The sequence below is a fragment of the Pantoea sp. y20 genome (assembly GCF_054903455.1).
In genome coordinates this window covers 3,720,294-3,745,438 of sequence record NZ_CM142816.1, presented here as the reverse complement: position 1 = coordinate 3,745,438, position 25,145 = coordinate 3,720,294, and the positions used below count along the sequence as shown (strand labels likewise).

Annotated in this window: 21 protein-coding genes; 11 read left to right on the top strand and 10 right to left on the bottom strand. The window is 55.4% G+C overall.

Annotation, left to right across the window (positions count from 1 at the left end; genetic code table 11):
- Positions 1–274: 274 nt before the first annotated feature.
- The 9 genes from ACYAC5_RS17305 to msrP all read right to left on the bottom strand — a co-directional run bounded on the left by ACYAC5_RS17305 (position 275) and on the right by msrP (position 7,994).
- Positions 275–964 carry a carbonic anhydrase gene (locus ACYAC5_RS17305; protein WP_192236094.1) on the bottom strand — a complete coding sequence of 230 codons (690 nt, stop codon included), beginning with the start codon at positions 962–964 and terminating at the stop codon, positions 275–277.
- A gap of 241 nt (positions 965–1,205) precedes the next feature.
- Positions 1,206–2,087 (bottom strand): 50S ribosomal protein L11 methyltransferase, encoded by an 882-nt coding sequence (gene prmA / locus ACYAC5_RS17300; RefSeq protein WP_309832935.1) that lies wholly within the window; start codon positions 2,085–2,087, stop codon positions 1,206–1,208.
- Between the two features lie 11 nt (positions 2,088–2,098).
- Entirely contained in the window at positions 2,099–3,544 is a 1,446-nt protein-coding gene (panF, locus tag ACYAC5_RS17295; protein ID WP_192236096.1) for a sodium/pantothenate symporter, read from the bottom strand.
- Positions 3,534–3,776: a YhdT family protein gene (locus tag ACYAC5_RS17290; protein WP_192412303.1), complete on the bottom strand. Its 243-nt coding sequence runs from the start codon at positions 3,774–3,776 to the stop codon at positions 3,534–3,536. Before ACYAC5_RS17290 ends, panF begins: the two co-directional genes overlap by 11 nt.
- A 72-nt stretch (positions 3,777–3,848) precedes the next feature.
- Positions 3,849–5,198 (bottom strand): acetyl-CoA carboxylase biotin carboxylase subunit, encoded by a 1,350-nt coding sequence (gene accC / locus ACYAC5_RS17285; protein WP_008101999.1) that lies wholly within the window; start codon positions 5,196–5,198, stop codon positions 3,849–3,851.
- 11 nt (positions 5,199–5,209) lie between these two features.
- A complete protein-coding gene (accB, locus tag ACYAC5_RS17280) occupies positions 5,210–5,680 on the bottom strand; it encodes an acetyl-CoA carboxylase biotin carboxyl carrier protein (RefSeq protein ID WP_101762834.1) in 471 nt (156 codons plus the stop codon).
- Between the two features lie 21 nt (positions 5,681–5,701).
- Entirely contained in the window at positions 5,702–6,154 is a 453-nt protein-coding gene (gene aroQ / locus ACYAC5_RS17275) for a type II 3-dehydroquinate dehydratase (RefSeq protein WP_101762835.1), read from the bottom strand.
- A 232-nt stretch (positions 6,155–6,386) separates the two neighbouring features.
- On the bottom strand, positions 6,387–6,989 hold the full coding sequence (gene msrQ / locus ACYAC5_RS17270) for a protein-methionine-sulfoxide reductase heme-binding subunit MsrQ (RefSeq protein WP_462062055.1): 603 nt from the start codon (positions 6,987–6,989) through the stop codon (positions 6,387–6,389).
- Positions 6,990–7,994 carry a protein-methionine-sulfoxide reductase catalytic subunit MsrP gene (gene msrP / locus ACYAC5_RS17265; RefSeq protein ID WP_101762837.1) on the bottom strand — a complete coding sequence of 335 codons (1,005 nt, stop codon included), beginning with the start codon at positions 7,992–7,994 and terminating at the stop codon, positions 6,990–6,992.
- Positions 7,995–8,318: 324 nt separating this feature from the next.
- Between msrP and csrD the strand changes: the two genes are divergently transcribed.
- The 8 genes from csrD to tldD all read left to right on the top strand — a co-directional run bounded on the left by csrD (position 8,319) and on the right by tldD (position 20,731).
- Positions 8,319–10,265 carry an RNase E specificity factor CsrD gene (csrD, locus tag ACYAC5_RS17260; RefSeq protein ID WP_137386621.1) on the top strand — a complete coding sequence of 649 codons (1,947 nt, stop codon included), beginning with the start codon at positions 8,319–8,321 and terminating at the stop codon, positions 10,263–10,265.
- A 310-nt stretch (positions 10,266–10,575) separates the two neighbouring features.
- Entirely contained in the window at positions 10,576–11,619 is a 1,044-nt protein-coding gene (mreB, locus tag ACYAC5_RS17255; protein WP_007891976.1) for a rod shape-determining protein MreB, read from the top strand.
- Between the two features lie 156 nt (positions 11,620–11,775).
- Positions 11,776–12,810 (top strand): rod shape-determining protein MreC, encoded by a 1,035-nt coding sequence (mreC, locus tag ACYAC5_RS17250; protein ID WP_008101989.1) that lies wholly within the window; start codon positions 11,776–11,778, stop codon positions 12,808–12,810.
- Entirely contained in the window at positions 12,807–13,295 is a 489-nt protein-coding gene (gene mreD, locus ACYAC5_RS17245; RefSeq protein ID WP_101762839.1) for a rod shape-determining protein MreD, read from the top strand. The genes mreC and mreD overlap by 4 nt, the downstream gene beginning before the upstream one ends.
- Before the next feature lie 8 nt (positions 13,296–13,303).
- Entirely contained in the window at positions 13,304–13,897 is a 594-nt protein-coding gene (locus ACYAC5_RS17240) for a Maf family protein (protein ID WP_192412295.1), read from the top strand.
- On the top strand, positions 13,887–15,356 hold the full coding sequence (rng, locus tag ACYAC5_RS17235; protein ID WP_101762841.1) for a ribonuclease G: 1,470 nt from the start codon (positions 13,887–13,889) through the stop codon (positions 15,354–15,356). Before ACYAC5_RS17240 ends, rng begins: the two co-directional genes overlap by 11 nt.
- Positions 15,357–15,402: 46 nt before the next feature.
- Positions 15,403–19,221, top strand: a complete 3,819-nt coding sequence (gene yhdP, locus ACYAC5_RS17230; RefSeq protein WP_309832954.1) for an AsmA2 domain-containing protein YhdP — start codon at positions 15,403–15,405, stop codon at positions 19,219–19,221.
- Positions 19,222–19,285: 64 nt separating this feature from the next.
- Complete coding sequence (gene tldD, locus ACYAC5_RS17225; RefSeq protein WP_110867445.1) at positions 19,286–20,731, top strand: metalloprotease TldD; 1,446 nt, start codon at positions 19,286–19,288, stop codon at positions 20,729–20,731.
- Positions 20,732–20,772: 41 nt separating this feature from the next.
- Here tldD and aaeR read toward each other — a convergent pair whose 3' ends face one another.
- The gene (gene aaeR, locus ACYAC5_RS17220) at positions 20,773–21,690 is read right to left on the bottom strand and encodes an HTH-type transcriptional activator AaeR (RefSeq protein WP_101762846.1); all 918 of its coding nucleotides are present in this window, start codon (positions 21,688–21,690) and stop codon (positions 20,773–20,775) included.
- A gap of 258 nt (positions 21,691–21,948) precedes the next feature.
- On the opposite strand from aaeR, the gene aaeX reads away from it, so the two are divergent.
- From aaeX to aaeB, 3 genes are read left to right on the top strand one after another with little or no spacing between them, the layout of a single operon-like run.
- Complete coding sequence (aaeX, locus tag ACYAC5_RS17215) at positions 21,949–22,152, top strand: p-hydroxybenzoic acid efflux pump operon protein AaeX (protein WP_021508145.1); 204 nt, start codon at positions 21,949–21,951, stop codon at positions 22,150–22,152.
- Positions 22,153–22,162: 10 nt separating this feature from the next.
- Positions 22,163–23,092, top strand: coding sequence for a p-hydroxybenzoic acid efflux pump subunit AaeA (aaeA, locus tag ACYAC5_RS17210; protein WP_101762847.1), 930 nt, complete (start codon positions 22,163–22,165; stop codon positions 23,090–23,092).
- A gap of 11 nt (positions 23,093–23,103) precedes the next feature.
- Entirely contained in the window at positions 23,104–25,056 is a 1,953-nt protein-coding gene (gene aaeB, locus ACYAC5_RS17205) for a p-hydroxybenzoic acid efflux pump subunit AaeB (RefSeq protein ID WP_222234931.1), read from the top strand.
- The last annotated feature ends 89 nt before the right edge of the window (positions 25,057–25,145 follow it).

The following is a 25,145-nucleotide window of genomic DNA, read 5'->3' as shown; positions in this document are numbered from 1 at the left end:
CTCACAGAGCACGGAAATAGCGTTATCCAGTAAGGGATGAGTTATTAATCTTTATAATTCATGAGATTAAAAAAATATGCTGAAATTGTGTACAAAAATTTTTCTCAAAACATGACCGAAATCACAACATAAAAACCGCTTCTTCCAGTAATTAGCGAAAGAAATGACGCCATTATGATTATTAATTGAACTACTTAGTCACGTAGGGTTAGCGTCACTCCCCAGAAACCTACGTCGTGGAGGAGTGACAGATATAACCTCAGACATCAGGCTACTATTCAATAACCACGCGACCATTCAGCGGCTGTACTGGGCGACTGTTGCCATGCTCACCTAACCGTTTGGCGAACGTTTTAAGCTGTTCAGTTGATGCCGAAACAGTTTGCTTCATCACTAACCAGCGCACACCTTCAGTACAAGGTGGCGTCGTCAACGAACCGCTAAAGCGATAGTAGTTCTTTTGACCCGGAATCAAAGCGCTGAGATTGAGTGGCTGTTGCAGCGCCGCCTCTTTGTTAACTTCAGGTGGCAGCTCACGCAGGATCTCCGCCAGCGCAGGGTTTTCTGCCCCGGCTTCAAACATCACGCCAACCACCGCCAGATGTCCCTCTTCGCTGGCATGGACGAAATGCGCGGCCAGCGGAAAGCGTTTGCCATCAATCAGATTTTCGCTCGGCGTATGGAAGTGGAACTGACGCAGCGTATAAGCTTCGCCATCCAGCGCGAGCGCATCGCCATCTTTGACGTTGATCTGGATGGTGTGACCGTTATTGATGATGGATTTTTGTTTGGCTTGATAGCTCAACGTTAGCGGCGGCAATTGTCCATTCACCACCTTGCGGATATCGACAGGCGACTGGTTCACACCGCTTTTACAGGTGTGATAATCGGCGTGCAGATTGCCCCATTCATCCGGCGCTTCATAAGACCAGTTTGAGCTGTGAGCGTGCGCATACGATGCCATGCTTGTCAGCAGAGCGAATAAACAAAGTTTCTTTTTCATCATCCATTACTTTCAGCGATTTATCGAAGTGAAATGCCATCAAAGGCATTGCCAGCAGGGATAGCGCTATCGCCTGGAGCAGGATTGTAATGACTGAAATGTAAAGAAACGGCAACGGATGAGAAGGGCTGGCGCTTTGAGACGGGTCTCAGAAAAATAGTACGGCTTGCCAGTCAGTTAGCCCGACTGGCAAGCGGGCAGGTTAGCGGCGTACGCCGGTGATGCGGCACCACTCTTCTTTCTCTGCAACCGCGTCGAGCTCAAAACGCTCAGCGTAGGCTTCACACACGCTTTCAGCCTGGCTCGCTAACACGCCGGACAATCCAAGATGACCGCTGGCTTTCGGCAGCACGCTAATCAGCGGTGCCAGCTCACGCAGCGGACCCGCGAGGATGTTGGCGACCACCACGTCAGCCTGCAAGTTTTCCGGCTGCTGGTGGGGCAGATAGAGCGCCAGACGCTCAGAGACGCCATTACGCTCGGCGTTATCACGGCTGGCCTGAATCGCCTGCGGATCGATATCAATGCCGATCGCCTGCGCCGCGCCCAATTTCAGTGCAGCGATAGCGAGAATGCCGGAGCCACAGCCAAAGTCGATCACCGTTTTGCCCTGCAGATCCAGGCCATCAAGCCAGGTCAAACACATCGATGTGGTAGGATGCGTGCCGGTACCAAAGGCGAGGCCCGGATCCAGCATCACATTGACGGCATTTGGATCCGGCACATCGCGCCAGCTTGGGCAGATCCACAGACGCTCACCGAAACGCATCGGGTGGAAGTTATCCATCCATTCGCGCTCCCAGTCTTTATCTTCGATCTGCTCGATCTTATGGCGAAACGCGGATCCCAGCAGCGGATGCTGGCTTAACTCGGCCACCACATCGCTCATCTCGGTTTCAGCGTCGAACAGGCCGATGACATCGGTATCGCCCCACAGCAGCGTTTCGCCCGGCAGCGGCTCGTACACTGGATTGTCGTGCGTGTCCTGAAAAGTGACCGACACCGCGCCAACCTCCATCAGCGCATCGCTCAGGGTTTCGGCGTTTTCGCCGGTGCTGTTAATTTTGATTTGAATCCAAGGCATAGCGTTTCTCTTTATTCCAGTGCCGCGGCATGCTTTGCAGGCGTGCGGCCAAACAGATTGCCCACCAGGAAGGCCAGCAGGCTTAAGGTCAATGACGGAACGATCGGGTGGAAGCCCCACCACTCAATATTCAGGCTGGCAAGCAGCGTATAGCATCCCGCGCCGACCAGCATGCCGCTGATCGCACCGGTGGAGTTGGCGCGCTCCCAGTACAAACCCAGCACCAGCGGCCATAGAAATACCGCTTCAAGGCCACCAAATGCCAGCAGATTCAGCCAGATAATCATATCGGGCGGATTCCACGCTGCCAGCAATAGCAGCACACCGAGCACAAAAGTGATGGTGCCTGACAGCATGCGCAGGCGCGCTTCATTTTCACTGTGCTGCGGGGCAATACGCAGGTAGAGATCTTTGATCAGCGTAGCGGAGGATTGCAGCAACTGCGCGTTGATGGTCGACATAATGGCCGCCATCGGCGCCGCAAGAAATACGCCCGCCGCCATGGGCGGTAATACGGTAATCATCAGCGTAGGAATCACGCGATCGGGGATGGTGAGATCGGGCAAAATTACGCGCCCCAGCGCGCCGGCCAGATGCATACCAAGCATCAGGATCACCACTACAATGGTGCCGAGTACAATGCCACGATGCATGGCTTTGCTGTCTTTATACGAAATACAGCGCACCGCGGTGTGGGGCAGACCAATCACCCCGAAACACACCAGCACGGCAAACGAGCTGAGGAAAGTTGGGTTGATGACATTGCCCACGCCTTCCGGTGAGGTCAGCTGCGGATCGATATCATGCAGTTTGGTCACTGCGGAGGCTAATCCGCCAGCGTGGTGAATCACTGCAAACAGCAGCAGGAAGGTGCCGATCAGCATTACCAAACCTTGCATCGCATCGTTCAGCACGCTGGCGCGGAAGCCACCGAAAGCGGTGTAGAGCGCGATGGTGCCGCCGAAGATCAGCAGGCCGGTGTCATAAGGAATGCCGGCCGCTGTTTCCAGCAGGCGCGCACCGCCGATGAACTGCACGGTCATTGCGCCGATAAACGCCACCAACAAACTGATGCTGGAGAGCCAAATCAGCAGCGTGCTGCCGTAGCGGCCATACAACATGTCGTTGAGCGTCACGGCGTTGTAGCGACGCGCCAGAATGGCGAATTTCTTGCCTAACACGCCAAGCGAAAGCCAGACGGCAGGCACCTGAATCATCGCCAGCAGCACCCAGCCAAGGCCATATTTATAGGCTGCGCCGGGGCCGCCAATGAACGAGCTGGCGCTGATATATGTGGTGGTGATGGTCATGGCCAGCACAAAGCCGCCCATCGAACGGCTGCCGAGGAAGTATTCGCTCAGGAAGTTGCCCTGACGCTGCTTGCGCATGGCAAACACCGACAGCGCGGCGATCAGCACCAGATAGGCCAACAGCGGAAGAATGATTTCAGAGTCCATCGTTATCCTCCAGCGACATGTCGCGGAACAGCACTCGAACCATCAGCCAGCACAACACAATAAATAGCAGCGGGGCGAACAGACACGAAAGCTCGAACCACCTTGGTAAGCCAAAGACGCCGATCTCATTGCCGCCCAGCCAGGCAGAAAGTCCCCAAACGGCAAGGTAGGCCAGCGTCAGATAAAGTGACCAGCGCGCCTCTTTGTTCGCTTGTAAAAAACGCCAATCCATTATGTAACCTCAAAGGCGACAAAAATGAAAAAGGCCGGAGTTAACCGGCCTCTGCTTTGCTCTGCGCTGCAATTACTTCTCTTGCAGGCCGAGTTTTTTCTCCAGATAGTGGATGTTGGTGCCACCCTGCTGGAAGTTTTCGTCGGACATGATTTTCATCTGCAGCTCAATGTTGGTCTTGATGCCGTCGATGATCAGTTCCGCCAGCGCATTCTTCATGCGCGAAATTGCCACGTCACGGTTTTCACCGTAGGTAATCAGCTTACCAATCATGGAATCGTAGTAGGGTGGCACGCTGTAACCGGCATAGATATGCGATTCCCAACGTACACCAAAGCCGCCCGGCGCGTGGAAACGGGTGATCTTGCCTGGGCTTGGCAGGAAGGTGTTGGGATCTTCGGCGTTGATACGGCATTCAACCGCATGACCGCGAATCACCACGTCTTCCTGTTTGATCGATAGCGGCTGACCAGCAGCAATACGCAGCTGCTCTTTGATCAGATCGACGCCGGTGATCATCTCAGTCACCGGATGCTCCACCTGAATACGGGTGTTCATCTCGATGAAGTAGAACTCACCGTTTTCGTACAGGAACTCGAAGGTACCTGCACCGCGATAGCCGATATCGATACAGGCTTTAGAGCAGCGCTCACCGATGTAGCGACGCAGTTCCGGCGTGATGCCTGGCGCTGGCGCTTCTTCGACGACTTTCTGGTGACGACGCTGCATTGAGCAGTCACGTTCCGCCAGATAGATCGCGTTACCCTGGCCATCGGCCAGCACCTGAATCTCAATGTGGCGTGGATTCTCGAGGTACTTCTCCATGTACACCATGTCGTTGTTGAAAGCCGCTTTGGCTTCCGCTTTCGTCATGTTGATGGATTGCTCAAGATCCTTGTCGCTGCGCACTACGCGCATACCGCGACCGCCGCCACCGCCGGAGGCTTTGATGATCACCGGATAACCGATGCGCTTAGCGAAGGCACGGTTTTTTTCCATGTCGTCGGTCAGCGAGCCATCAGAACCTGGCACGGTGGGTACGCCTGCTTTCTTCATGGCGGTGATGGCAGACACTTTGTCGCCCATCAGGCGAATGGTGTCGGCTTTCGGGCCAATGAAGATAAAGCCTGAACGCTCAACCTGCTCGGCGAAATCGGCGTTCTCAGAGAGGAAGCCGTAACCCGGGTGGATCGCGACCGCGCCGGTAATTTCAGCGGCGGAGATCAGTGCCGGGATGTTCAGGTAGCTTTTGACTGAAGGTGGCGGGCCGATGCAGACGGTCTCGTCTGCCAGCAGCACGTGCTTCAGGTCACGGTCCGCGGTGGAGTGCACGGCAACAGTCTTAATGCCCAGCTCTTTGCAGGCACGCAGAATGCGCAGCGCGATCTCACCACGGTTAGCAATGACAATTTTATCCAGCATGCTTCGCCTCGTTATTCGATGATGACCAGCGGCTCGTCAAATTCAACCGGTTGGCCGCTTTCGACCAGAATCGCCTTCACAACGCCGGATTTGTCGGCTTCGATCTGGTTCATCATTTTCATCGCTTCAACGATGCACAGGGTATCGCCGGCATTCACTTTCTGGCCAACTTCAACGAAAGCTTTCGCGTCTGGGCTTGGCGTGCGATAGAAAGTGCCGACCATTGGTGAACGCACGATGTGGCCACTGATTTCTGGTTTAGCGGCTTCTGCTGCAACCGGTGCGGCAGGCGCCACCGCGGTGGACAGCGCAGGCTGCTGCTGCATCATTGGCGCAGCATAAGCCTGCTGCATCATTGGGTAGCCGGCATTTGCAGGTGAACGGCTGATACGAACGGACTCTTCGCCCTCGGAGATTTCCAGCTCGGAGATGCCAGACTCTTCAACCAGTTCGATCAGTTTCTTAATTTTACGAATATCCATGAGTGTGGTTCCGTACTCTGTTTAATTGGAATGTGACAGGCGTTTTACTGCCGTTTGTAAAGCCCACGCGTATCCATCAGCGCCAAGTCCACAGATGACGCCGGCAGATACATCGGAAAGATAGGAGTGATGTCGGAACGGTTCGCGTGCATGCACGTTCGAGAGATGCACCTCAATAAAAGGAATGCTAACCGCCAACAGGGCATCACGCAGTGCAACGCTGGTATGCGTGAACGCAGCAGGATTGATGATGATGTAATCCACGTTGCCGCGGGCTTCGTGAATACGGTCAATCAACTGAAACTCTGCGTTCGATTGCAAATGACTCAATTTCACATGGTGCTGATCGGCCTGTTGCGTTAGATCGCCGACGATTTGCGCCAGCGTAGTGTGACCATACTTATCAGGCTCGCGCGTTCCCAGTAGATTCAGGTTGGGACCGTTCAAAAGCAGTATGTGAAATTTGTGCGCCATCTTGCTGCTATCTCCTGCAATCAGTAAGGCATCGCGTAAAATACCGCGACATCTTGCGTTTGTCACCCTTGCGGATGAAAAACCAGACTTCGCTTGCAATAAAGCCGGGCATTATATCCGTTTCGTCGACATTCGCAGCAAAATACTGGTCTTATCTGCGAAGTTGATCGAATGCGGCCCGAAGGCCACACTTTTTAACAGATCTCGCGGGAGGAACACAACCGTGCGGGAATTATCTGGGGAGACGTTTACGCAACTTATTGTAACGCCACGCTAACAGCGCAATGGCCAGCACGGCGTAGATCACCGGCTGCGGGGAGAGCACTTTCACTGACCAGATATAGTGTATCGGCACGAGGATCGCGACCAGATAGACGCCGTTATGCACCGTTTGCCAGCGACGACCCAGTTTGCGCTGCATGCGCTGAAATGAGGTGATGGCGAGGGCGAAGAGAATAATCCAGCTGATCATCCCCAGTAACAAATAAGGACGCGAAACCAGCTCGCTGCCGAGTAAACGCAGATTATCGTAGCCAAGTTCCAGCAGGTAGTAGCTGGTAAGGTGCAAACTGGCCCAGGCGAAACACCACACGCCGAGCAGGCGGCGAGTGCGAATCAGCAGCGGCTGTTTCAGGTAGCGTGTCAGCGGGCTGACCAGCAGCGTGGCGAGCAGCAACTTTAGCGCCATTCTGCCGGTAAAATGCTGGATATCTTTCGCCGGATCAGCGCTCAGCCAGCCCTGACTCGCTGCCATAAACAGATAAACAAACGGCAGAAAAGCCGCCAGATGCAGCACCACTTTTAACGCGGTGATGTGGCGTAAAGAGAGGCGCACTCAATAGTTCTCCCGTAAATCCAGGCCGCGATACAGCGACGCCACCTCTTTCGCGTAGCCGTTGAACAGCAGCGTAGGTTGGCGATCAACCTTCAGAATGCCGCCCGCACCGATAAAGCGCTCGGTTGCCTGCGACCAGCGCGGATGATTCACATGCGGGTTCACATTGGCGTAGAAACCATACTCATTGGCGGCGATCTGGCTCCAGGTCGTTGGCGGGCGATCGTGCGTCAGCGTAATCTTCACAATCGATTTAATCCCTTTAAAGCCATATTTCCACGGCACCGTCAGGCGAATCGGTGCGCCATTCTGCGGCGGCAGCGCTTTGCCATACACGCCGGTACTCAGCAGCGTCAGCGGATGCATCGCTTCATCAAGCCGCAAGCCTTCCACATAGGGATAATCCAGCCCGCCGCCGATAAAGCGATCTTTCTGACCCGGCATTTGGTCAGGTGCGTACAGCGTTTCAAACGCCACAAAGCGCGCATTGCTGGTGGGTTCAGCCAGTTTGAGCAGCTTGTTGAGTTCAAAACCGACCCACGGAATCACCATCGACCAGGCTTCGACACAGCGCATGCGGTAGATGCGCTGCTCCATGGCAAAACGCTTGAAGATGTCATCCATATCCAGCGTGATCGGTTTGGCAACTTCGCCTTCGATACGCAGCTTCCACGGATCGGTTTTCAGCGTGCCAGCGTTGGCAGCAGGATCGGCTTTATCAAGGCCAAATTCATAGAAGTTGTTATAACCTGACACCTTATCAAACGGCGTGAGCGGCAAATCGGCTTGCCATTCAGCCGGTTTAGTAAAATCTAAATCACGGCCAGCGGGCGCGGGCGGACGATCATTGCCTTTAAACCAGCTCAGCACATCGGCTTGCGCGGTGCCGGGTAAACTGGCTGCTGCTGCGCCTAATCCCAACGCTTTCAGCACCTGACGGCGGCGCATATTAAAGACGCTTTCTGGCGTGACGTCGGCTTCTGTGAGCAAGTGCTTCAGGTTCATGACGTTCTCCTGTGAATAGTAAATTATGACCAGCATGCTCAACTTCAGTGTCAGGCGCGAACTTGCGGGGAAAAATGTGAAATTTCCTGGCGCATCGCCCTCTTTGAGAATAGGACGAAAAAGCCCATAGCAAAGTCAGGCCATCACGGTTTAACGCTATACTCGCGCCGTAGCGCTTATCATGCTGTGTTATGTGCGATTTTGATGCCAGTCTGGCGCTGAATCACACCTTGATTTGTGCTATTTTGCTCAGGTTTGCGCCAGGGGTAAGCGTGGCGCCGACGGATTAACACCGTTCATAACCGCAGTGATGCAGGCACAGGGATGCGATTAACAACTAAATTTTCTGCGTTTATCACCTTATTAAGTTTACTGGCGATGATATTGATGCTGGTGGGCTGCGCTTTTAGTTTTATCTGGCTATCGCAGCAGCGCGTGGAAACGCGGATGCAAACGCTGGCGACTGAAGTGGATAAAGCACTGGCTTCACAATCGCCGCAGGAAATCACGCAGTGGCTGACGCGCATGATGCCGGTGGTCAATGCCGAACAGGTGCAACTGCTGAACGGCGATACGTTAGTGTTCAGTTTAGCCCGCCATGAAAATCCGATGTTAGAAGATGAGCCTAATCGCTTTGTGCAGTTCGATTTGCCCCTGACGCATTCGCCGGGCCTCGAACTGCGCGTGGTGGTGCTGGATCCGGCCAAAACGCTGTTTCGCTCCTTTACCGGCACTTATACGCTGGTGGTCCTGTTTACGGTCGTCGCGATCATGTGCGTGCTGCTGGTCATGACCAACCGTTGGCTCAAGCGGCGCTGGCAGGATATGGAACAGTTAGAAGCGCGCGCCGATCGCATTCTGACCGGTGAACGTCATTCGCAGGGTGACCATGCGGCGGAATGGCCGCCGAAAGCCAGTCGCGCCATCGATGCGCTGCTGGGCGATTTGCAGGAAGCGGGCGAGCAGCGTTTACGCATCGATACCTTAATTCGCACCTTTGCGGCGCAGGATCCGCGTACCGGCCTGAACAATCGTTTGTTCTTTGATAACCAATTGGCGACATTGCTGGAAGATCAGGAAGATGTCGGCACGCACGGCGTGGTGATGATGGTGCGTCTGCCGGACCTCGATATGCTGCACGAAACCCTCGGCCCAACGCTGGTGGAAGAGTATCTGTTTGATTTGATTAATATGCTATCGACCTTTGTGCTGCGCTATCCGGGCGCGCTGCTGGCGCGATATTTCCGCAGTGACTTCGCCGTCTTGCTGCCGCATCGCACTTTAAAAGAAGCCAACAGCATTGCCGATCAACTGATTAATGCCGTCGATTCACTGCCGCCGATGCGCATGGTCGATCGTGATGATTTGATCCACATCGGCATCAGCGCGTGGCGCAGCGGTCAGAGCGTGTCGCAGGTGATGGAAAATGTGGAGATGGCTACGCGGCGTGCGGCATTGCAGGGCGGTAATAGCTGGTCGGTTGGCGAAGGCAATACGCTGGATATGGGGCGTGGCAGTGTGCGCTGGCGGACCTTGCTGGAGAACACGCTCAATCGTGGTGGTCCGCGACTGTACCAAAAGCCGGCGGTGTTGCTGGATGGAAAAGTCCATCATCGTGAATTACTGACGCGTGTGTTTGATGGCGACAAAGAAGTGGTGTCGGCTGAGTTTATGCCGCTGGTATTGCAGCTGGGTATGACTGACAGCTGGGATCGTCAACTGGTGACGCGCATCGCGGCGCTTTCGGAAGTGTGGCCGGACGAAACTCTGGCACTTCCCGTGAATATTGATTCGCTGTTGCAGCGGCCTTTTCAGCGCTGGCTGCAAAAACTGCTGCTGCAGTGCAGCAAATCGCAAAGAAAACGTTTTTTATTTGAACTTGCTGAGGCCGACGTTTGTCAACACATCAGCCGTTTAGTGCCGGTTTTTCACATGTTAACCGCATTTGGCTGTCGCATTGCGGTGGATCAGGCTGGTTTGACGGTGGTGAGCAGCGCTTATATCAAACAATTCCCGATAGAAGTGATTAAACTTGCGCCGGGTTTGGTACGCAATATTGAACGACGCACCGAGAACCAGCTGTTTGTGCAGAGCTTGCTGGAAGTGTGTAAGTCATCGCCAACTCAAGTTTTCGCCGCGGGTGTGCGAACACGCGCGGAGTGGCAAACGCTGTCGGGATTAGGTGTTTCGGGCGGGCAGGGCGATTTCTTTGCGCCTTCGTTGCCGGTCAACAGTAATGTAAAGAAACACTCGCAACGTTATCGAATTTAGACCTTCAGCGCGCGAAGTGCAGGCTGATGGCTGTTTTTATCGCTTATTAGTGCCGGAGCGCGCGATGCTGGCGGCTGGAAATGTTAGATTTTATGTCGAAATTCGCCGGCTAGCGCCGGGGCAATTTAGGTTAAAACGGCGAGTTAACGCCATTTAACTGCGGCAAAAGACCCTACGATCAGGCCAAAAAAGTATTCAGCGTATTTTTTCACCGAAGCCGAACGTTTTTGCGCCTTGTAGCGGCTTCGCGTGGTTGGTAAAGTAGGCGGATTTTATTTTCCGCCCCCAGCTTGCAGGATTATCCCTTAGTATGTTTAAAAAATTTCGTGGCATGTTTTCCAATGACTTGTCCATTGACCTGGGTACCGCGAATACCCTGATTTACGTGAAAGGACAAGGCATCGTGTTAAACGAGCCTTCTGTGGTTGCCATTCGTCAGGATCGTGCCGGCTCCCCAAAGAGCGTAGCGGCTGTCGGTCATGACGCTAAGCAGATGCTGGGCCGTACGCCGGGCAACATCGCTGCTATCCGTCCTATGAAAGATGGCGTGATCGCCGACTTCTTCGTTACCGAAAAAATGCTGCAGCACTTCATTAAGCAAGTGCATAGCAATAGCTTTATGCGTCCAAGCCCGCGTGTGCTGGTCTGCGTACCGGTGGGTGCGACCCAGGTTGAGCGTCGCGCCATCCGTGAATCTGCACAGGGTGCAGGCGCACGCGAAGTGTTCCTGATTGAAGAGCCAATGGCGGCGGCGATTGGTGCAGGTCTGCCGGTTTCTGAAGCAACCGGTTCTATGGTGGTGGATATCGGTGGTGGTACCACTGAAGTAGCAGTGATCTCGCTGAACGGCGTGGTTTACTCCTCTTCTGTGCGTATTGGTGGTGACCGCTTCGATGAAGCTATCATTAATTATGTTCGCCGCAACTACGGTTCACTGATTGGTGAAGCGACTGCAGAGCGTATCAAGCATGGTATCGGTTCTGCTTATCCGGGCGATGAAGTACACGAGATTGAAGTTCGCGGCCGTAACCTGGCAGAAGGTGTGCCACGTGGCTTTACCCTGAACTCGAACGAGATTCTTGAAGCGCTGCAGGAACCGCTGACCGGCATAGTGAGCGCGGTGATGGTTGCACTGGAACAGTGCCCGCCAGAGCTGGCCTCTGACATCTCCGAGCGCGGTATGGTGCTGACCGGAGGTGGCGCATTGCTGCGTAACCTCGATCGCCTGCTGATGGAAGAGACCGGTATTCCGGTGGTCGTGGCAGAAGATCCGCTGACCTGCGTAGCACGCGGCGGTGGTAAAGCGTTGGAAATGATCGACATGCATGGCGGCGATTTGTTCAGCGAGGAGTAATTCCTCAACGGCTGAGGCCCTGGTCAAATTGCGCAGGGAATAGCGCCTATGCTGACGCTGCTGCTGCAACGCACGACGGCGAAATGCGTCCAGCCCTGAGGCGTTGGTGATTTAGGCTAACGCTTCTTCCCTGATGTCGAGGAACACGCAGAATTTATGAAGCCGATTTTTAGCAGGGGACCTTCCCTGCAGTTGCGCCTCTTTCTGGCAGTCATTGTGGCTATCGCGATTATTATCGCCGATAGCCGCGTGAGCTCCTTTTCCCAGATCCGCAACTACCTGGACACATCGGTCAGTCCATTTTATTTTTTGGCCAACGGGCCAAGACAACTTCTTGATGGCGTTTCCGAAACCCTGGCGTCACGTCAGCAATTGGAACTGGAAAATAAAGCACTGCGCCGTGAGCTCTTCCTGAAAAACAGTGACTTGCTGATGCTGGGGCAATATAAGCAGGAAAACGCGCGTCTGCGCGAACTGCTTGGCTCGCCGCTGCGCCAGGATGAGCACAAGATGGTAACGCAGGTGATCTCCACCGGCACCGATCCTTATACCGATCAGGTGGTTATCGACAAAGGCAGCGTAAACGGCGTTTACGAAGGCCAGCCGGTGATCAGTGATAAAGGTGTAGTCGGTCAGGTGGTCGCGGTCGGTCAGGTGACCAGCCGCGTACTGTTGATTTGCGACGCGTCGCATGCGTTGCCGATTCAGGTGCTGCGTAATGATATTCGTGTTATAGCCGCCGGTAATGGCTGCAGCGAAGATCTGCAGCTGGAGCATCTACCGGGCAACACCGATATTCGCGTGGGCGATGTGTTAGTCACGTCTGGCCTGGGCGGCCGCTTCCCGGAAGGTTATCCGGTTGGCGTGGTCTCTTCGGTGAAAGTCGATACGCAGCGCGCTTACACGGTGATTCAGGCGCGTCCAGCCGCTGGCTTGCAGCGATTGCGCTATCTGCTGCTGCTGTGGGGCGCGGATCGCAACGGCGTCGCACCGATGGCACCGGACGAAGTGCATCGCGTGGCCAACGAACGTTTAATGCAGATGATGCCGCAGGTGCTGCCGCCAGCAGGCGAAATGGGCCCACCGGCACCGGATACTTTGCAGTCTTCGCAGCAAATGGGGCCACCGCAACCCGCTAACAGCAGTCGTTCGCAAGGGAATTCTGCGAACACACGCGGAGGCCAGCCTTGAGTCGATATCGCAGCCAGGGCCGATGGGTTATCTGGCTGTCCTTTCTGATTGCCCTCATCCTGCAAATCATGCCGTGGCCGGAACAGATCTATATGTTCCGGCCATCATGGCTATTGCTGATCCTCATTTATTGGGTGCTGGCGCTGCCGCATCGGGTGAATGTTGGTACCGGTTTTTGTCTTGGTGCCATTATGGATCTGGTGGCGGGTTCAACGCTGGGCGTGCGCGCATTAGCCTTTAGCATCATCGCGTATCTGGTGGCCTTTAAATTTCAGTTATTCCGAAACTTAGCGTTGTGGCAGCAGGCATTAATGGTTATGGTGCTGTCCCTTGCGGTGGATGTGATTGTTTTCTGGGCAGAATTCCTGGTGATCAACGTCTCTTTCCGCCCGGAAATCTTCTGGAGTAGCGTGGTCGACGGCGTCCTGTGGCCCTGGCTATTCTTATTGATGAGAAAGATTCGCCGTCAATTCGCTGTTCAGTAAGGAATACTATGATAAGCCTGTACCTCGCATCCGGTTCACCGCGTCGACGTGAGCTGTTAACGCAGCTTGGTCTGCAATTTGAACGCCTGATTACCCACGTAGAAGAGCAGCGTCAGCCTGAAGAAGCGGCTGACGCTTACGTGCGTCGTCTGGCGTCAGATAAGGCGCGCGCGGGCGTTGCGGTGGCACCGCAGGATCTGCCGGTGCTGGGTGCTGATACCATCGTGGTGCTGAACGGTGAAGTTCTGGAAAAACCGCAGGATGCCGCGCACGCCGCCGCGATGCTGAGCAAGCTGTCGGGACAAACTCATCAGGTGATGACCGCGGTGGCGCTGGCCGATACGCAGCGTGAGCTGGATTGTCTGGTGACCACGGACGTGACCTTCCGCACGATGACGGCGGAGGAAATTTCGCACTATATTGCCAGTGGCGAGCCGATGGATAAAGCCGGCGCGTACGGAATTCAGGGCCTTGGCGGCAATTTTGTCCGCAAGATTAATGGAAGTTATCACGCCGTGGTGGGATTGCCGCTGGTTGAGACCGGTGAGCTGCTGAGTCGTTTTCAGTCACTGCGGGCGTTAAGGGGACAAGATGACGGCTGAACTGCTGGTAAATGTGACACCTTCAGAAACCCGTGTTGCCTACATTGATGGCGGCATTCTGCAGGAAATCCACATTGAGCGTGAAGCACGACGTGGCATCGTGGGCAACATCTATAAAGGACGCGTCAGTCGCGTCTTACCTGGCATGCAGGCGGCCTTTGTCGATATCGGCATGGAAAAAGCCGCCTTTCTGCACGCTTCCGACATCATGCCGCACACCGAATGCGTGGCGGGTGATGAGAAGAAAAATTTTGTGGTGCGCGACATTGGCGAGCTGGTGCGTCCCGGCCAGGATCTGATGGTGCAGGTGGTGAAAGATCCGCTGGGCACCAAAGGTGCGCGCCTCACCACCGACATTACTTTGCCCTCGCGCTATCTGGTGTTTATGCCTGGCGCGTCACACGTCGGCGTCTCGCAGCGTATTGAGAGCGAGGCCGAGCGTGAACGACTGAAAACGGTGGTTGCAGCGCACTGTGACGATCTCGGCGGCTTTATTATTCGTACCGCTGCGGAAGGCATTGGTTCAGAAGAGTTGTCGCAGGATGCCGCTTTCCTGAAACGTTTGTGGACCAAAGTCAGCGAGCGTAAAAAGCGTAATCAGACGCGCTGCCTGCTCTACGGTGAACTGGCATTAGCGCAGCGCGTGCTGCGTGATTTCGCCGGTGCCGCGCTGGATCGCATTCGCGTGGACTCACGTTTGACCTGTGATTTGCTGGTGGAATTTACCAGCGAATATATTCCGGAAATGGCCAGCAAGCTGGAGCTTTACAGCGGCAAACAGCCGATTTTTGATCTGTTCGACGTTGAGAACGAAATCCAGCGTTCGCTGGAGCGTAAGGTCGAGCTAAAATCCGGCGGCTATCTGATTATCGATCAAACCGAAGCCATGACCACGGTGGATATCAACACCGGTGCGTTTGTCGGACACCGCAATCTCGACGAGACCATCTTCAACACCAACATTGAAGCGACGCAAGCGATCGCGCGTCAGCTGCGACTGCGCAACCTCGGCGGCATCATCATTATCGATTTCATCGACATGAGTAACGACGAGCATCGCCGCCGCGTGCTGCATTCGCTGGAGAGCGCGCTGAGCAAAGATCGGGTGAAAACCGGCATCAATGGTTTCTCGGCGCTCGGTTTGGTGGAGATGACGCGTAAACGCACGCGTGAAAGTATTGAACATGTGCTGTGCGCCGATTGCCCGGTGTGTAAAGGGCGCGGCACCTTGAAAACGGTGGAAACCGTCTGCTATGAGATCATGCGTGAAATTGTGCGCGTGCATCACGCCTACGATTCCGACCGTTTCCTGGTGTACGTTTCCCCGGCGGTGGGCGACGCGCTGAAGGGCGAAGAGTCACACGCGCTGGCGGAAGTGGAGATTTTCGTCGGGAAACAGGTCAAAGTTCATGTTGAACCGCTCTATACCCAAGAGCAGTTTGATGTCGTCATGATGTGATTTTGAGGTTGAGTTCCGCAAGCCAACGGACAGCAAGGAGAGGTGTGTGAGGCGGTTGCCGAGGATTTTGTTACTGCTGCTCGCCGCAATCATCGTAATTGTGGCGCTGCTGGTCAGCGGGTTGCGCCTCGTGATGCCGCACCTCAACAGTTATCGCAGCGATATTCTGCAGACGATCTCACGCGTCAGCGGCGTCACGGTGACGGCCAGCGAACTGCAGGGCAAATGGGAGAATTTTGGCCCGACGCTGCAGATGCGCAATCTCAACGTCGCGATGCAGGAAGATGGGCAACTGACCATCGGCCGCGTCAATCTGGCGCTCAATGTGTGGCAATCGCTGCTGCACTGGCGCTGGCAATTCCGCGATCTCACCTTCTGGCAGCTGCATCTCGAAACCAACCATCCGCTGTTCACCAGTGACGAACAGAAGAACAGCTTCAAACCGGCGCAAATTAACGATCTGTTTTTGCGTCAGTTCGATCACTTCGATCTGCGCGACAGCAGCATCCGTTTTCTGACGCCGTCCGGCCAGCATGCTGAACTGGCGATTCCACGCCTTACCTGGCTGAACGAAAATACCCGTCACCGCGCCGAGGGCGAAGTGAGCCTCTCCAGTTTTACCGGCCAGCATGGCGTGGTGCAGGTGAGGCTCGATCTCAACGACAGCAACGGTTTACTCAGCGATGGCCGCATCTGGATGCAGGCCGATGATGTGGATGTGCGACCGTGGATTGGTCCGTGGCTGCGTGATAACACCAGCCTTGAAAGCGCGCGCTTCAGTCTGGCCGCGTGGGCGAATTTGCGCGATGGCGATCTCTACGCCGGTGATTTGCTGTTGAGCAAAGGTGGCGCGCGCTGGCGCGGCGAGCAGGGCGATCATCAATTAGAGGTTGATGGCTTAACCGCGCACTTGTCGCGCTACCAGAATGGCTGGAGCCTTTCGGTACCGCAAACCCGCTTGAGAACGGATGGCATCGCATGGGCGCCAGGACATTTTTCCCTGCTGTGGAAGCCAGAAGATAAGCAGATGCTCGGCGCCAACAGTGCGCCGGAGATGCGCGTGCGTGCCACGCAGCTGGATTTAGAACGTCTGGCGCCCGTCGTTCCGCTGTTTGCACCGCTTTCCCCAACCTTGCTGGATAACTGGCGTGCGCTACAGCCACGCGGCCACATTGATGCGCTGGCGCTGGATATCCCGCTGCAGCAGCCTGAGCAAACGCGTTTGCAGGTGAAATGGCGCGATCTCGCCTGGCAACAGTGGGAATTACTGCCGGGTATCAGCAATCTCAGCGGGAGCGCCAGCGGCAGCTTAAACAACGGCTTGCTGGATGTGGCGATGGGCCAGGCGGAAGTACCGTACGGCGATATGTTTCAGGCTCCGCTGCAGATTAAACAGATCACTGGCCAGCTCAACTGGCTACGCGATGCTAACGGCTTAACGCTGGATGGACATCAGCTGGATGTGCAGGCCCGTTCGCTGTGGGCACGCGGCGATTTCCGCTACCAGCAGAATTTGGGTAGCGCGCCGCGCCTCGATATTCTCGCCGGAATTCGCGTTACCGATGCTGGCGATGCGTGGCGCTATTTCCCGCAGCAGCTGATGGGCCACGATCTTACTCACTATCTCAGTGACGCGATTAAAGGCGGGCAGGTGGATAACGCCACGCTGCTGTTTGCTGGCGATCCCTCGCTGTTCCCGTTCAAACACAATGACGGCATGTTTGAAGTTTGGGTTCCGCTGCGCAATGCCACCTTCCAGTTCCAGCCCGGCTGGCCAGCGCTGGAAAACCTCGACATCAATCTCGACTTCCTCAACAACGGTTTGTGGATGAAAGCCGATAAAACCAGGCTCGGCGAGGTTGATGCGCGCAACGTCAGCGCGGTGATCCCGGATTACCTAAAAGAGAAGTTGATCATCGATGGCGATATCAGCGGCGAAGGCAAAAAAATCGCTGACTATTTCGAGCAAACACCGCTGAAACCGACGCTCGGCGCGGCGCTGCAGGAGCTACAGATTGGCGGCAATGTGCGCGGCACGTTGAATCTTGATATTCCACTGGATGGCGAGCAGGTGCACGCCAGCGGCAATGTGATGCTGAACAACAACAGCCTGCATATCAAGCCGTTAAATACCACGCTGAACAATCTCACCGGCCGCTTCCGTTACAATAACGGCAATCTGGAGAGTGAAGAGCTGCAGGCCAACTGGTTCGGACAGCCAACCGGCGTGAGTTTCAGCACGAAAGAGAATCCCAATGATTTTGGCGTGAACGTCAAACTGCTGGGCGATTGGCAGCCAGGTAAACTCAAGGTGCTGCCGGATGCCATCACGCGTCAGTTAGACGGCTCTTTACCGTGGCAGGGCAATGTGGATATCACGCTGCCGCATAAAGGCGGCGCAACCTACAAAGTGGCACTGCAAGGCGAGGGCAAAGCAGTAAGCAGTCACTTACCAGCACCGCTGGATAAAGCGGCTGGTGAAGCGATGCCGATTACCATCAACGCGGATGGCGATCTGAAAGGCTTTACCTTGAGCGGCAGCGTGCGCGAGCGCCATCGTTTCAATAGCCGCTGGATTCTGGAGCCGCAGCTGCGCGTTGATCGCGGGATCTGGCTGAATGATGCGAAAAGCACACCGAAGCTGCCCGAGAAGCGCGGCATGGAGCTGAATCTCCCGCCGCTGAATGGCGAAGCCTGGATGGGGATGATGGCTGGCGCGGGCAGTGCGCGTAACGCTCAGGGCGAGCCGGAAGTGGGCGGCGCGGCGCTGCCGGGCGACTTTATTCTGCGCACACCGGCGCTGACGCTTGGTGGTCAGCAATGGCACGACGTTAACGCTACCGTTACGCAGGGGCCAGCCGGCAATACCCACTTGCAGCTGGAGAGCCGTGAAGCACGTGGCAGTTTGCAGACGGCGCAGCGCTCTCCGTGGCAGATCAACCTGAGCTATCTTTACTACAATCCTGAATGGGCTGAGAAAAGCGATGGAAAATCATCGCCGTTTGGCGGCAACAGCAGAAACATCAACTTCAGCAGCTGGCCAGCGTTGCAGCTCAACTGTGATGAGTGCTGGATTCGCGGGCAGAAGTTTGGCCATATGCAGGCGAAGCTACAGCCGCAAGGCGATACGTTAGCACTTACTAACGCCTCGATTGATTCTGGCAGCTCTAAATTAAATGTGGCGGGTGAATGGGTGAATAAACCCGGCGATCAGCGCACTTCGCTGAAGGGCAGCCTGAGCGGCGACAACATCAATGACGCGGCTAACTGGTTTGGCATGAATACGCCGCTGCGCGATGCACCGTTTAAACTCGATTACGATCTGCACTGGCGTTCTGCGCCGTGGCAGCCATCGGAAGAGACGCTAAGCGGTACGCTGAAAACCCACTTTGGCAAAGGTCAGATCGCCGATGTGAACACCGGCCGTGCCGGGCAGTTGCTGCGCCTGTTTAGCTTTGATGCCTTGCTACGCAAGATGCGCTTCGATTTCAGCGACACCTTTAGTGACGGTTTCTATTTCGATTCGATCAACGGCACCGCGTGGATTGAAAACGGTGTGATGCGTACCGATAACCTGCTGGTGGATGGCCTGGAAGCGGATATCGCCATGAAGGGCAACATCGATTTGGTGAAGCGCCAGATCGACATGGAAGCGGTGGTCGCCCCGGAAATCTCCGCGTCGGTTGGCGTCGCCACTGCATTCGTCATCAATCCGGTGGTCGGTGCTGCGGTCTTCGCCGCCAGCAAAGTGCTGGGACCGCTGTGGAATAAGATTTCACTGTTGCGCTACCACATCAGCGGACCGCTGGATAAGCCGGAAATCAATGAAGTACTGCGCAAACCGCGTGAAGACGAGAAGAAGTGAATTTGACGCCGTCGGGTAATTGCCGCAGGCTATGACTATCCGAGCACATAATGAGTGAGAAACGATGACTCTGAATCTGGTAAGTGAGCAGTTGCTAACTGCGAACAGCATTAATCAGCAGGACCTTTATTCCCTGTTAGGGCAGCTTTCAGAACGTCGTCTGGATTATGCCGATCTCTATTTCCAGTCCAGTTTCCACGAATCCTGGGTGCTGGAAGACAAAATTATTAAAGATGGTTCTTACCATATCGATCAGGGCGTGGGCGTCCGCGCCGTGAGCGGCGAGAAAACCGGTTTCGCCTACGCTGACCAGATTTCCCTGAATGCACTGCGTCAGTCGTCTGAAGCGGCGCGCAGCATCGTGCGTGAACAAGGCAACGGTAAAGCGCATACCTTATCGGCGGTGCTGAACCGTTCGTTGTATGCGCCCGTTAATCCGCTGGATAGCCTGACGCGCGAAGACAAAATTGCCCTGCTGCACCGTGTTGATAAAGTGGCGCGTGCTGCCGATCCACGTGTGCAGGAAGTGAATGCCAGCTTGAGCGGTGTTTACGAACAGGTGCTGGTCGCCGCAACTGACGGCACGCTGGCCGCAGATATTCGTCCGCTGGTGCGTCTTTCCATCAGCGTGCAGGTGGAAGATCAGGGTAAACGCGAACGTGGCTCAAGCGGCGGCGGCGCGCGTACCGGTTATGAATTCTTCCTCGCTGATGAGAGCGGTGATGTGCGTGCCGATGCCTGGGCGCGCGAAGCGGTGCGCATGGCGCTGGTCAATCTCTCCGCCGTGGCGGCACCCGCTGGCATGTTGCCGGTGGTGCTGGGCGCAGGTTGGCCGGGTGTGCTGCTGCACGAAGCAGTTGGACATGGTCTGGAAGGTGACTTCAACCGTCGTGCGACATCGGTATTCAGCGGCAAAATGGGCCAGCTGGTGGCTTCAGAGCTGTGTACCGTGGTTGACGATGGCACCATTGAAGGTCTGCGCGGTTCACTGGCGGTCGATGATGAAGGCGTGCCGGGCCAGTACAACATGCTGATCGAAAATGGCGTGCTGAAAGGCTACATGCAGGACAAGTTGAATGCGCGCCTGATGGGCGTCAATCCAACTGGCAATGGTCGCCGTGAATCTTACGCGCACTTGCCAATGCCGCGCATGACCAACACTTACATGCTGGCAGGCAAATCGACGCCGCAAGATATCATTGAAAGCGTAGAGTACGGCATTTACGCGCCAAACTTCGGCGGCGGCCAGGTTGATATCACGTCCGGCAAGTTCGTGTTCTCCACCTCAGAAGCTTATCTGATCGAGAACGGCAAAGTGACGACGCCCGTGAAAGGCGCCACGCTGATTGGCTCCGGCATCGAAGCGATGCAGCAGATCTCGATGGTCGGCAACGATCTGGCGCTGGATAAAGGCGTCGGCGTATGCGGTAAAGAGGGACAAAGCGTACCGGTTGGCGTGGGTCAGCCAACGCTGAAGCTGGATAAAATCACCGTAGGTGGTACCGCCTAACGTTGTCAGGTCGCCATGTATGGCGACCTGAACATCTGCCCTCAACCTTTCCGATGCTGCTGATACTGCTGCGCTACCTGCCTGAAATACTCGGTCAGATAATCAATGCACACCTGCACTTTCAGCGGCAGCTTGTCTTTCTCAGTATAGAGCGCATAGACCGGGCGCGGCTCCGAGTGATATTGCGGGAACAGAATATCGATCTCCCCCGCATTGATCTCATCAATCACCCACATCAACGGCACATAGGCGATACCGCAACCTGCTTTAAGCCAGCGAATCAGCGTCTGCGAATCGTTGGTGACGAAACGGCCTTGCGGCGTAAGGCGGGTAACCAATCCTTCCGGCGCAACCAGTTCAAAAGTGTTATCCGGCCGCACGCTATATTCCAGCCACGAAAAATTATCGATCTCGCTGGGTTTTTCCGGCGTGCCATGCTGCGCCAGATAGCTCTTCGCCGCGCACACCACCATCGGCATTGCACCCAGCCGACGCGAGAACAAGTTCGAATCCTGCAGCGCGCCCACGCGCACCACCAAATCCAAACCGTTGGCAATCAAATCGGGAGCAGGAATGCCCGTCACCAGATTGACGCCCAAACCCGGATATTCGCGTAACATTTCGCTGGTCATCGCCGATAACACATTCTGCGCCATCGTCGATGAGCAGCCGATCCGTAGAATACCGATCGGCGTGTTGTTAAAGGCGTACAGCTGCTCGTGTACCTGCGACGCCTCCGCCAGCATGCGGCGACAGCCCTGAAAATAGATCTTTCCGGCCTCAGTCAGGCCAATGCTGCGCGTGCTGCGATTAAGCAATTTAACCTGTAACTCATCTTCCAGTTTGGCGACAATCTGGCTGATAGATGAAACGCTAAGCTGTAGCTGGCGCGCCGCGGCGGTAAATGAACCCAATTCAACCACTTTGGCGAAAATGGACATGCTTTTAAGTCGATCCATTGTTTACTCTGGCTAAAAAGTGATTTAGCTCACAATATGTAGAAAACGTATAGTCAAGCGCGTTACTATACGCGCGCTGGGTCTCTTCACTGCACCTGAACACGGCTGTGTTAGCCCGATGATACGCTATGATTAGCTCAACGCGGCCTGAATGTTGCCATCAGTTTATCCGTCATCCCCTGATCGTAAACCCAACGTGCTACACGGCACGTGGGCAGGTATCGGTGCAATCCGGCAAGGTCGAACTAAGGATCCGAAATGAGTGTGCTTCCGGTATTTGTCGTATTCGGGCTGAGTTTTCCGCCCATCTTCATTGAACTACTGGTTTCACTGGCGCTGTTCTGGCTGGTGAAACGCGTGCTAACGCCTAGCGGGATCTACGATCTGGTTTGGCATCCGGCACTGTTTAACACTGCGCTATATTGCTGCGTGTTTTACCTTGTATCCCGTTTATTCGTCTGAGGTTTTTTAAGTGAAAGCGCTAATAAGAAAAATCGCGCGATACGCGATTACACTCCTGCTGGTTGTCATCGCCATCGTGATCATCTTCCGCGCCTGGGTGTTCTACACCGAATCACCGTGGACGCGTGATGCCAAATTCTCTGCCGATGTGGTGGCGATCTCGCCTGACGTCACCGGCATCATCACTGACGTGCCGGTGCACGACAACCAGCTGGTGAAAAAAGGCGACACGCTGTTTGTGGTTGACCGTCCGCGCTACCAAAAAGCGCTGGACGAAGCCCAGGCGGATGTCGAGTATTACCAGGCTTTGGTGAGTGAAAAACGCCGTGAAGCCAGTCGCCGCAATCAGTTGGGGACCAGCGCGATGTCGCGTGAAGCGATTGAGCAATCCAATAACGATCTGCAAACCAGCGAGCATCAGCTGGCGAAGTCTGTGGCCACGCGCGATCTGGCGGTGATTGACCTCGATCGCACCACTATCAAAGCGCCATCTGACGGCTGGGTCACCAACCTCAATGTCTATCAGGGCGAATTCATCACGCGCGGCTCGGTAGCCGTGGCGTTGGTGCAACAGCACTCCTTCTATGTGCTGGCCTATATGGAAGAGACCAAGCTGGATGGCGTGCGTCCGGGCTTCCGCGCACAAATTACCCCGTTGGGGAGCAACGCGGTACTGCGTGGCACCGTTGACAGCATCGCGGCGGGCGTAACCAACAGCAGCAGCACCAGCGACAGCAAAGGCATGGCGACCATCGACTCGAATCTGGAGTGGGTGCGTCTTGCGCAGCGTGTGCCGGTGCGTATTCGTCTCGACGAGCAACCGGGCAACCGCTTCCCGGCGGGGACCACGGCGACGGTGGTGATCACCGGTGCGCAGGATCGCGAAACCAAAGTCTCGCCGCTGGCACAGTTGTTCAATCGCCTGCGTGAGTTTGGTTAAGCGAGGGCGATATGATTGAGTTTTTGCGTTTCCCGGTAAAGCTCACCTTCGCGCTGGTTGCGGCGTTGATGATTGGCTTTCACTTCAATCTGGAAACGCCGCGTTGGGCGGTAATGACCGCCGGCATCGTGGCCGGTGGTACCGCCTTTGCTGCGGGGGGCGATCCCTATTCTGGCGCGCTGCGCTATCGCGGCATTCTGCGCATCATCGGTACTTTTATTGGCTGTATCGCCGCGCTCACCATCATGATTGCCACGGTGCGCGCGCCGGTGGTGATGCTGCTGCTGTGCTGTATGTGGGCCGGCATGTGCGTGTGGCTCTCTTCGCTGATCAAAGTCGAAAACTCCTATGCGTTGGGTCTTGCCGGTTACACCGCGCTGATCATCGTGGTGACGGCGGATGCCAGCGGCGGCTTGACGCTGGCTCCGCAGTACGCGGTTGAGCGCTGCAGTGAAATCGTCATCGGTATTCTGTGTGCGATCCTCGCCGACATGCTGTTCTCGCCGCGTTCGATCAAAAAAGTGATTGAGCAGGAAGTGGACGCGCTGCTGGTGGCGCACTACAAATTGCTGCAGCTGTGCGTCGCGCATGAAGACAAAGAGGAAGTGGATAAAGCCTGGAGCGCGTTAGTGCGTCGCACCACGGCACTCAACGGCATGCGCGGCCAGCTGATGATGGAATCCTCACGCTGGAAAAACTCCAGCCGCCGCCTGCAAATGCTCAACACCTTATCGCTGACGCTGATCACGCAGGCCGCCGAAACTTTCCTGATTCAAAACTCGCGTCCGGAATACATTCCACCGCACTATCGTTTGCTGATCGAAAAAGAGGTCAACAGCGTCAACGATGTGCATAAGCGCATGAAGGTGATGCGTCGCCTGATTGGCGTGAGCAGCAAAACCGTGCCGGTGACGCTGGCGAGTTGGGTCGGCGCGGCCACTGAATATCTGCTGCTGATTAATGGCATTAAAAGTAATAGCCGCATCACCACGCTGGAAGAGAGCATTCTGCAGCGCGAGGTAGTAATTCAGGCGCGCTCTGCGGAAACCCATCACGCGATGATCAACGGTATACGTACCTTTGTCGCCACCGCGCTGGGATCGCTGTTCTGGCTGTATACCGGCTGGACATCAGGCAGCGGCTGCATGGTGATGCTGGCGGTGATTACCGCGCTGGCGATGCGTATGCCGAATCCGTTAATGATGGCGAAAGACTTCCTTTACGGCATGACGGTTGCGGTGCCGCTCGGCGCGCTCTACTTCATCTTTATTCTGCCCGCGACCCAGCAAAGTGCGCTGCTGTTGTGTATCGCCATAGGCGCGCTGGGTTTTATCGGCGGCATCTTCGTGCAGCGTCGTCAGTTGGGTACGCTGGGTGCGTTGATTGGTACCATCAACGTGCTGGTGCTGGATAACCCGATGAAGTTCGAGTTCAACGTATTCCTCGATAACGTGCTGGGCCAGGTGATTGGCTGCTTTGTAGCGATGATGGTGATTCTGCTGATTCGCGATAAATCCAAAGAGCGTACCGGACGTAAACTGCTGAATCGCTTTATGTATGCCGCAGTTGCTGCGCTGACCACTAATCAGGCGCGTCGTCGTGAAAATCACTTGCCGGCGCTGTATCAGCAACTGTTTTTGCTGCTCAACCTGTTCCCCGGCGATATCGATAAATACCGTATCGCGCTGACGCTGATTATCGGCCATCAACGCCTGCGCAATGCCGAAGTGCCGGTGAATGCAGATCTCTCGGCCTATCACCGCCAGCTGCGCTACACCGCCGACCGCATTATCTCCGCGACCAGCGATGATAAGCGGCGCTATTACTTCGAGCGGCTGCTGAAGGAGCTGGATGTGTATCAGGAAAAGCTGCAGCACTATGCTGCGCCTGATAACGTCACCGAGCCGGTGAAACGTCTGGCGCTGATGCTGGATAAGTATCAGAACACCTTAATACAAATCTGAAACTGGCCGCTGCAACCTGCAGCGGCCTTTTAGATCCCACGCTGACACAAAAACCTCTGATATTGGCATCTATACTTTCCTGACAGGAC